Here is a 9,943-nt window from a genome sequence, read left to right as displayed (position 1 = left end):
AAACGTGGTGCTGGTAACATACGGGTCCTGCCCTTCACTCATGGTGTGTACAAACAGCACGCCTTCTTGCAACGGTGCCAGCGGGTAGATGTCCTGAATATTGGCCATGCCACCGGGGATGGTCTGGGCAATATCCGTGAGCTGTTGCTCATCCAGCTCAGTAAGCGTCACCATCTCCGGGGTGATCTGGGTGCAATCCGCCGGAATTAAATTGGCGGGCACACAACTTGATTCCTCACTCCCAAGTGCCCGAACCTGGCGCGCCATGTCCTGTAGCGTGTGTGCCCTGAACAAGGCCTGCACGTCCGCCTGATACTGGCGTGCGCGCAGCTGACTGACCAGCTGCATAATCAGCAATGAATGACCCCCCAGCGCGAAGAAATTAGCATGGACACCCACCTTATCGACGTCCAGCGACAACAGCGACGCGACGATGTCGACCACCATTTTCTCGGCGTCGGTTTGCGGTGCCTGATAAGGCTGCTCCACCGTTTTAGCCGGCAAGGCCAGCAGTGCTCGCTTGTCCAGTTTGCCATTGGCCGTCAGCGGCCACTGACTAACAAAGCTATAAGCCGACGGCACCATGTAATCCGGCAGGTTGCTGCTCAGGTGCTGTTGCAGTGCGTCAATCAGGCTGCTGTCTTGCTCACTTTGAATGAAGGCGCGAAGTATCTTACCACCTTGCTGACCAGTCTCGGCCAGTACCACCGCCGACTCCACGTCAGCATGACTCATCAGCTGGGTTTCTATCTCACCCAGCTCCACCCGGAAACCACGGATCTTGACCTGATCATCGCTGCGTCCGACAAACTCGATTTCGCCGTCTGCGCCGATACGCACTAAGTCACCGGTTTTGTATAAACGCGCGCTCAACGCTGGAATAGCCGGATCACAATACGGGTTATCAATAAAACGCTCGGCGGTGAGTTCGCTTTGATGCAAATAACCACTGGCCAGACACTGACCACTGACATACAGCTCGCCCACAACACCCGGCGGGCATAACGTCAGCTGCTCGCTGAGTACCAGAGTCGCAGTATTCACGTTGGCGCGGCCAATGGGCACCGCCCGCGGGTCATCGTAACCACCGCTGATGGCATAGCCCGATGCAGTAACTGTGGTCTCGGTCGGACCATAGGTATTAAGCAGCACAAAGCCTGGTTTAAGAGAAGCCACCGACTGTTTGTCCAGTGCTTCACCGCCGACAATCACCAGTCGCAGTGCCAGAGATTCAAGCTCCGCCTCGCTCAGCGCCAACATATGCCAGAACGCCGTTGGCAGGCTGGCCACGCTGATGGCATGGCTGTCGCAGAAGGCGATAAAGGCCTCGCGACTCAGCGACACGTCTTCATCCCGCAGCACCAGGGTGGCGCCCTGCGTCAATGTCGCCAGCCATTCTTCGACGAAAATATCGAAGTTCATAGTAGAGAACTGCAACACGTTGTCGGCTTCGGTGATTTCGTAGCGTTGCTCACAGTTAGCGGCAAAGTTGATCAGGTTATGATGACTTATCATCACGCCTTTGGGGTTACCTGTTGAGCCCGAGGTGTACATCACATAGGCCAGATTATCCGGGGCCAGCGCCACATCCGGGTTGCTGATTGGATAGTTTGCAAACTGGCTGGCGTTATCCAGCAGCACAGCCGTGACGTTAAAATCGTTCAGGATCCCGGCAACTTTTTGCTGGGTCAGTACCACAGACAAGCCGGTGTCTTCGACCATGTAAGCCAGACGTTCCTGCGGATAATCCGGATCCAGCGGCACATAGGCCCCACCGGCTTTAAGGATGGCCAGCACCGCCACCATCATTTCCAGCGAGCGGCCAACACACAGACCCACCAGCGTATCCGGGCCCACCTGATGCTCAGCCCGTAAATAGTGTGCCAGCTGATTGGCGCGTTCATTAAGCAGATGATAAGTCAGAATGTCATCATCATAGCTGACAGCAACACGGCCCATGGTTTTCGCGGCCTGTTGCTCAAACAGTTGGTGTACCGAAGCTTGTGGTAAGGCCACAGCCGGCCCTTGCTGTGCACTCAGTAACGCCTGGCGCTGCTCGGCAGAGTACGCTGTCCACTGAGCCGGTGATTCTTCGGAATCTCGCATTGCGTGGTGCAATAAGTTATCGATGGCAGTATTCATCAGATCAGCCACCAGCGCCAATGGAACGCGCGCATCAGCCTGGAAGTCGAGGGTGAACTCATCACCAAAGTCATTGACCGACAGATCCAGCGGATAGTTGCTGCGTTCACGTACTGCAGCAATGTCATAAAGGAAGCTTTGTTGCTCATCGAGGTTTTCAGAGTGGCGGAAATTCAGCGTGGTGCTGAACAAGGGCGAACTGGCATCAACCTGAGAGTGGCGCTGCGCTTCGGCCAGTGCCACCTGCTCGTAAGGGATCAATCCCTGCAGCTGATCATGTACCTGAGTCAGTAAGGCTCTGGCATCTACATTGGCCAGCTGTACGCGCACCGGCAAGGTATTGATCAGCATACCCAGCATGCGTTCTACGCCCGCTTCACCACTCATACGCCCGGACAATACAGTACCAAATACCACATCCTGCATATTACAGCAGTGGCTCAGCACCTGTGCCCAGGCAGCATGGAACAACACCGCCGGACCCATTTGTAACTGCCGCGACAGCTGACGAATACGTTCACCCTGCTCTGCTGCCAGCGCATAGCTGAGCTCCTGCGAATTCGACCCATCACCCAGCGTATCTGCCAGGCCAAAAGGTAAAGTTGGCGTATCAACATCTCCCAGACGCGCCGAGAAAAATGCCGCACTGTCGAGGGTGTTGGCAATGTGTTGTGATTTGGCAACGAATTCGCGATACGGTACTTGTGGCGGTAAACTGGCCTGCTCGCCCGCCACACACATGGCCAGCTCTTCCAGGATCAATTCAACCGACACATGGTCAGTGATCAGGTGGTGATGTTTAAACAAAGCATGCACTTTACCACTGTGCTCATCCCGAATAACCTGCATGCGTACCAGCGGTGCCTGCTCTACATCGATTTTATGATTACCATGCTCAACGAACTCATTAAATGCGGCCAGCACATCTTGCTCAGCACCGAAGTCCAGCCACTCAACCAGACTGCCCACCTCGCGCTGCACCACCTGCACCGCCTGTTCACGGCCGCGCCAGAGGATCACACTGCGCAAAATATCATGACGAGCAACGACCTGCTCCAGAGCCGCAACGAAAGACTCAAACTTTGCCTCATCTGCAAAGGTCAGTGCCGCAGAAATCACATACGGGTCAAACTCCTGCTGCAAGGAGTGTGCAAATAAAATGCCTTCCTGCAGTGGTGCCAGCGGGTAAATATCCTGAATATTTGCCATGCCACCCGGCACCTGCTCAGACAAGGTATCAATATCGCTTTGACTCAGGCTGATCAAAGGTAACATCTCAGGTGTAATGGCTGTGGTGTCAGCCGTTATGCCATTTGCGGGCACTTGCCAGCTATGCTGTGCTTCCAGCGTACTGACAGTTGAGGCCATTTCGGCCAGCGTCTGGGCTTTAAAGATAGCCGCCGCTTCTGCCGTATACCCGGCCTGTTTAAGGCGGGCATGGATCTTCATGACCAACAAGGAGTGGCCGCCCAACTCAAAGAAGTTCGCGGTACGACTGACTTTGCTTGTTTCAATACCAAGTAGCTGTGACCAAATCTCACTCAGCAGGCATTCAATATCGCCCTGTGGTGCCTCGTACTGGCCCTGTCCTGCGGCCATATCAGGCTCTGGCAGCGCACGCTTATCAATTTTACCATTCGCATTCAAAGGCCACTGCATCATAGCCACAAATGCGCCGGGAACCATGTAAGCCGGTAAACTATCACCCAGCGCCTCACTTAACCAGTGACTCAGCGTCTGGTCTTCAGGCACCTGAACCGCAGGCTCGACATAGGCCACTATCATGGCATTGTTACTAAGATCTTTGCGGGCAACGACTAGTGCCTGCTCAACCTGCTCCAGCGCATTCAGCGTGTGCTCGATTTCACCCAACTCTACGCGGAAACCCCGGATCTTAATCTGGTCGTCTACTCGTCCGACATACACAATCTCGCCCTGTTCATCATAACGCACCAGGTCGCCAGATCGATATAAGCGCTGAGGCTGTCCCTCACGCCCGGCAAAAGGGTTTTCAATGAAACGCTCAGCACTAAGCTCAGCCAGGTTGAGATATCCCAGCGCCAGTCCATCACCACCGAGGTAAAGTTCGCCAACAGATCCAACAGGCAGAAGTTGCTGTTGTGCAGACAAGATATAACAACGGTCTCCACAAATTCCGCGGCCAATCGGCAACACGCCTCGCGCGATATCGTCGTTGTTAACCGCATACCAGGTCGAAAAGGTGGTGTTTTCTGTCGGTCCATAGACATGAACAAACCGACAATCTGGGTTGCTGCTCAGTGCCTTTTCCCAGCTATTAAGACGAGCAGCCTCACCGCCAGACAACACGCAACGCAATGAATCCTGGGTAACGCCGGTACGGCTCCATTCATCAAACAACCCGGTTGTCAGGAACATATCAGTGATCTGCTGCTCAAAAATCACCTCGTCCAGACGAGACACGGTTAAAAACTCATCCGGGAACAGCACACAGCGACCGCCGTTAAGTAGCGGTCCCCAAATTTCTATGGTCGCAGCATCAAAGGCAATGTTGGCACATTGTAAGAAGGCTGTCTCACCACCGAGCTGAATAAAGTCAGGGTTATCCACCAGGCGTACGACCGCGCGGTGTGGTGTCATTACCCCTTTAGGATTACCCGTTGAGCCTGACGTGTAAATGATATACGCCAGAGACTCTGGCGATTGAGTATTGGCATACAGCGGATTATCAGTACCATACTGCGCAAAACGTGCACTATGGGTGTCCACAGCCAGTAATTCGGCATCGCTAAATGCCAGTCGCTCACTTAGCGCCTGCTCCGTCAATATCACCTGTGCACCGCTGTCCGACAGCATGAACTCCAGACGGGACTGAGGGTAATTAGGCTCTAACGGCAAATAGGCACCACCGGCTTTCAGTATCGCCAAAGTGGCAACCACCATCTGAATGGAGCGACCAATACACAAGCCTACTAAAGTGCCATCAGCAACCTTATGTTGCTCACGTAAGTAATGTGCTAGTTGGTTTGCCTGAGCATTCAGCTCACCATAGCTGAGTGTCTGCTCATTGAGTTGTAGCGCAATGGCGTCCGGCGTTGCTGCGGCCTGTGCTTCAAACAACTTTTGGATCTGCATGTCGCTGCGATACCAGGGCGCACTCGCCTGCCACTGCACCAACTGATGTTGCTGTGCCAGCTCAGGCAGCACGCTGTAAGAGACGGGCTGATCTGGTGTTTCTTCTAATGCTGTCACAAGCTGCGTCAGCGCGTTGGTGAGATAAGCTGCAACCTGCTGTACTTCGACCTGCTGATCGATTTGATACTCAAGCGAGAAACCTTGTCCCAGGTCGTTAACTGACAAACCGAATGGGTAGTTGGTGCGCTCTTTGGCACTCAGCAAAGTCCAGACAGCATTATCCTGCTGCAGCGCGGTCATATCATCCTGTGTCGCAGAATGACGGTAGTTCAGCATGGCGCTAAACAGCGTTGCACCGCTGGCAAGACCGCTATATTTTTGTGCTTCAGCGAGCGATACCTGCTCATAGGGCAGCAATGCTTTAAGGCTCTGATCAACTCGCTTAAGTTGCGCCAGCACCGGGGCATCATCCAGAGAAACACGCAATGGCAGAGTGTTTATCATCATCCCCATCATGCTCTCAATACCCGCCAGACCATTCATCCGACCCGACATAACACTGCCAAACACCACATCCTGCGTGCCACAACAGGCCGCAATCACCTGTGCCCAGGCCAGGTGGAACAGGGCTGCCGGACTCAATCTTTCACGCCGTGCCAGGGTACGGATTGCCTCACTCAGCTCAGCCGGTAATGTGTCATGATGATCAACGATAGTCTCACCATTGCCAGTCACTTCACTCAAATCAAAGGGCAAGGTGGGGGTTTCTATGTCGCTCAGCTGCGCCGAAAAGAACCCGGCAACATCCAGATTACGATTGTGCTCCAGGGTATGGGCAATAAAGGCACGATAAGGCAAAGGCGCAGGCAGTGCGCTATCAGGCTCATCACATAGTTGCTGTAACTGAGAAACTAAAATGTCCAGTGATACATGGTCGGTCGTCAAGTGGTGGAAAGTCAGCAATGCATAGTGCTTGCCCTGCTCATCGGCCTCCGTGATCGCCAGCTTGATCAATGGAGCCGCTTCCAGATCTAATGTATGCGGATGCTCCGCTACGTAGGCTTCAAAAGCCATTTTAACCGGTTGCTCAGTATCGAACACCAAATGTGACACACTTAACTGTGCCTCTCGCAGTACGACCTGCAACGCCGTTTCGCGCTCGCGCCACATCACTGCCGTACGCAGCACATCGTGAGTCGCAACCATATGTTGCAATGCCCGCTGGAAATTCGCTAACTGCTTGGCTCCTTGAAACTCAAATGCCGCAGTCGTGACATAAGGGTCTGAATGCGTATTCAGGGTGTGCACAAATAGCACCCCTTCCTGAAGGGGCGCTAAAGGATAAATGTCAGCAATATTACTATGTTCACCCGGAATTTTTGCCGCAATTTCGTCAATTTCCTGCTGATTCAGCTCGACCAGATTTAGCATCTCGGGGGTCACCCGCGCACAGTCTGCCGGGATAGCGTTAACAGGCACAGTAAAGGCCTGAGACTGTTTGCCCTGCTTATCAAGCAGTTCAGCCATCTCCCGAAGCGACGCAGTGGCAAACAAATCATGCACCCGCGCTTGCCAGCCCAGACCCTGAAGCTGACTGGCCAACTGCATCAATAACAGTGAATGTCCCCCAAGTTGGAAGAAGTTCGCAGTCGCGCTCACCTCGTCTACTTTGAGTAACTCAGACCACAGAGCAGCCAGCGTAACTTCCGTGTCGGTTTGCGGCGCCAGATATTCTCCCTGCAAAGCGATGGTTGTGCTGGCCAGCAGTGCTTTCTTATCGATTTTTCCGTTTGGGGTCAGTGGCCACTGGGTTAGTAAAGTAAAATGACCTGGCACCATGTGTGCTGGCAGCTCTTGCTCAAGTTCCCGTTGCAGAGCAAAAACAAATTCAGCCTGTTCTGATCCTGTCACTGGTTGCTCCGGGATAACACAAGCCAGTAGTTGATTCGTGCCACCCTGACGCTTCGCCAGTACCACACAAGAGTGCACCGCCGACAGTTTATTCAGGCCATGCTCAATCTCACCCAGCTCGACACGAAAACCTCGCACCTTCACCTGATCATCGGCGCGGCCAACGAACTCCAGCTCACCGTTTGGTAAGTAACGAACCAGATCGCCACTGCGATACAAACGCTCTCCAGTCTTCTGATTTTGTTGGTAAAATGGGTTGACTACAAACTTATCCTGGCTCAATTCAGGACGATTCAGATAGCCCTGAGCCAGCCCGGCACCGCCGATGTACAACTCACCAATAGAGCCAATCGGCAGCATTTTTTGATATTCATCCAGAACAAACAAAGACACATTGTCGAGCGCTTTGCCGATACGAATAGGGTTGCCGGGCGACAACTTGCAAACCGTGGCACAGACTGACGCCTCTGAAGGACCATACGCATTATAGAATCCATAACGGGCAGACCATAAGTCCATCAGTTCCTGCTCGCAGGCCTCTCCAGCCACAATAAGGCACTGAAGCGCATAGTCATCACGGCATTCCATGGTCGCCAGAAATGCCGGCGGTAAAGTCACATGAGTGATCTGCTGTTGGACAAATAAATCAGCCACCTTTGCTGGCTCAAGGCGCGCTTCATCACTGCTGATCACTAAAGTCGCCCCGTTTAGCAGCGCCATCACCCAGTCCCAGGTGCCTGCATCAAAACTGATCGAGGCATAATGTAAGACCCGGCTTTGTGCCGTGATAGCGAATCTGTCTTGCTGGTTTTGCGCCAGATTGACGATCCCCTGATGAGTACACATCACGCCTTTCGGTTTACCCGTCGAGCCCGAGGTATAAATCAGGTAGGCCAGTTCATCGCTGTGTTGCTGTATCTCTGTACTGAGGTTGCTCTGGCTAAACTGTGCCCATTCGCAAGCCTTTGGTTCAGCAGCTACATTTTCCAGCGAAATCACTTTGTCAGCGGCAAACGCCACCGACTCTCGACAGCGGGAATTAGTGAGGATCACGCTCACCGCAGAGTCTTCCATCATATAAGCAAGACGGTCTGCCGGATAATTGGGGTCCAGTGGTACATACACCCCGCCCGCTTTCAACGTGGCAAGGATCGCGATCATCATCTCAAGTGACCGGTTAATGCAGACACCCACATAGCTGCCCGGCATCACTCCCTGGTGCACCAGGTAATGGGCCAGTTGATTGGCTCGTTCATTCAGCGCCTGATAGCTCAGTGATGTGTCTCCAAACACCAGGGCTGACTGCTCAGGGGCGACAGCAACTTGTTGCTCAAATACCTGCTGGATAGTCAGCTGAGAGGCATAGTCGGTCTGGTTGCCGTTCCAATCAAACAGCTGCTGCTCGATTTCCTGCTCGGTTGCCAATGTGTAATCACCAATCAGCATGGTTGGATTGGTCACAACATCTGCAATCATGGTAGTCAGACGGCTGACATGGCTATCTATTTCATCGTCATTGAAGAAATTACGATCAAAATTAAACTCGACATGAACGTTATTAATATTATCATGACTGCGCACATAAATAGACAAAGGATATGAGCCGAATCCGCTGTTCAGTACGGCCTTATGGCTAGTCACTTCGCCAAACTGGGTATCCGAAGGATGCTCTTCTACAGACAGCTGAATATCGAACAGCTGGCCTTCGCCGTCATTCAGCGGTCTGAGGTCACGAATGATTTCGTGCAGCGGATATTTCTGATATTTGTAGCTGCGTTTGAGCTCGGCAGCGACCGATTTGAAGGTATCGGCGAAACTATCAGTACGAGAAAATGCCACACCAACGGGGATCACTGACGCCATCATGCCAATAGTCTGACGTAGCTTGGCTGAGCTACGATTGTGCACCGGCATACCGATATGGACCAGATCACGTTTATCGTTCATCTGTGAAAAATAGACGGCGATCAGAGTTGTGAAAAAGTGCGTAGCTGAACAGCCATACCGTGCGGCAACAGCCCCTATTTGATTGTATTGTTGCTGCGTAAATTCGTATTCGCGGCGCGCGAATGGCTGATCATCAAACTGATTCGTTTTCTTCAGCAACAATGGTTCGGGTAAAGTAGCAAACTTTTCCTGCCAAAAAGCCTGGTCTTTTTCGAACCGGCTGCTCTGCCGGTAAGCCAGGTCTTTTTCAATAAATTCACTATAGAGTGGACGCTCAGGAACCTCTCTGAGAAAGCGACCTTGTCCATCCATTGCCAGATACGTTTCGCTGAGGTATTCAATAAATAAACTGCCCGCGATGCCATCCACTATCAAATGATGGAACACCATGCACATGGCACTTTCTTGCTCGGAGATTTTTAACCAGTGAATACGCCATAAACAAGGACCATAAATATCAATGGGCGTAGACATTTGATTTTGACAGTAGTCTGCCGCACGCTGATGCGCATCCGGGTAGCCACTTAAGTCAATACACTTCCAGTCCAGTTCCAGATCATCATTGATAATTTGCGACGGCTGTGTATCTTCCAGCACCAGATTGATCCGATAGGCGTCGGTATGTGCCACAACGTGATCCAGTGCATGTTTAAAGCGTACCGGGTCCAAGGCCCCCGTCAACACAAACCGACCCCCAACGTTATACAGCGGGGACTCTCTTTTGAATACTTGTTCCATCCAGACAGGTTGCTGGGATGATGTCAGGGGATAACGTCTATTACTCATGATTGGTCTATCCATACTCACTGGCCCCTCTGTGCGGGAACCT

Annotated in this window: 1 protein-coding gene; it reads right to left on the bottom strand. The window is 52.6% G+C overall.

Annotated features, from left to right (window positions below; translation table 11 throughout):
• A partial coding sequence (locus IY568_RS22590) for a non-ribosomal peptide synthetase (protein ID WP_194868771.1) occupies nucleotides 1–9,900 on the bottom strand: 9,900 nt, incomplete at its 3' end.
• Between the last annotated feature and the right edge of the window lie 43 nt (nucleotides 9,901–9,943).

It is taken from the genome of Pseudoalteromonas sp. PPB1 (genome assembly GCF_015356275.1).
Taxonomy (GTDB): Bacteria; Pseudomonadota; Gammaproteobacteria; order Enterobacterales; family Alteromonadaceae; genus Pseudoalteromonas; species Pseudoalteromonas rubra_D.
This window is presented reverse-complemented; position numbering and strand designations above follow the sequence as displayed.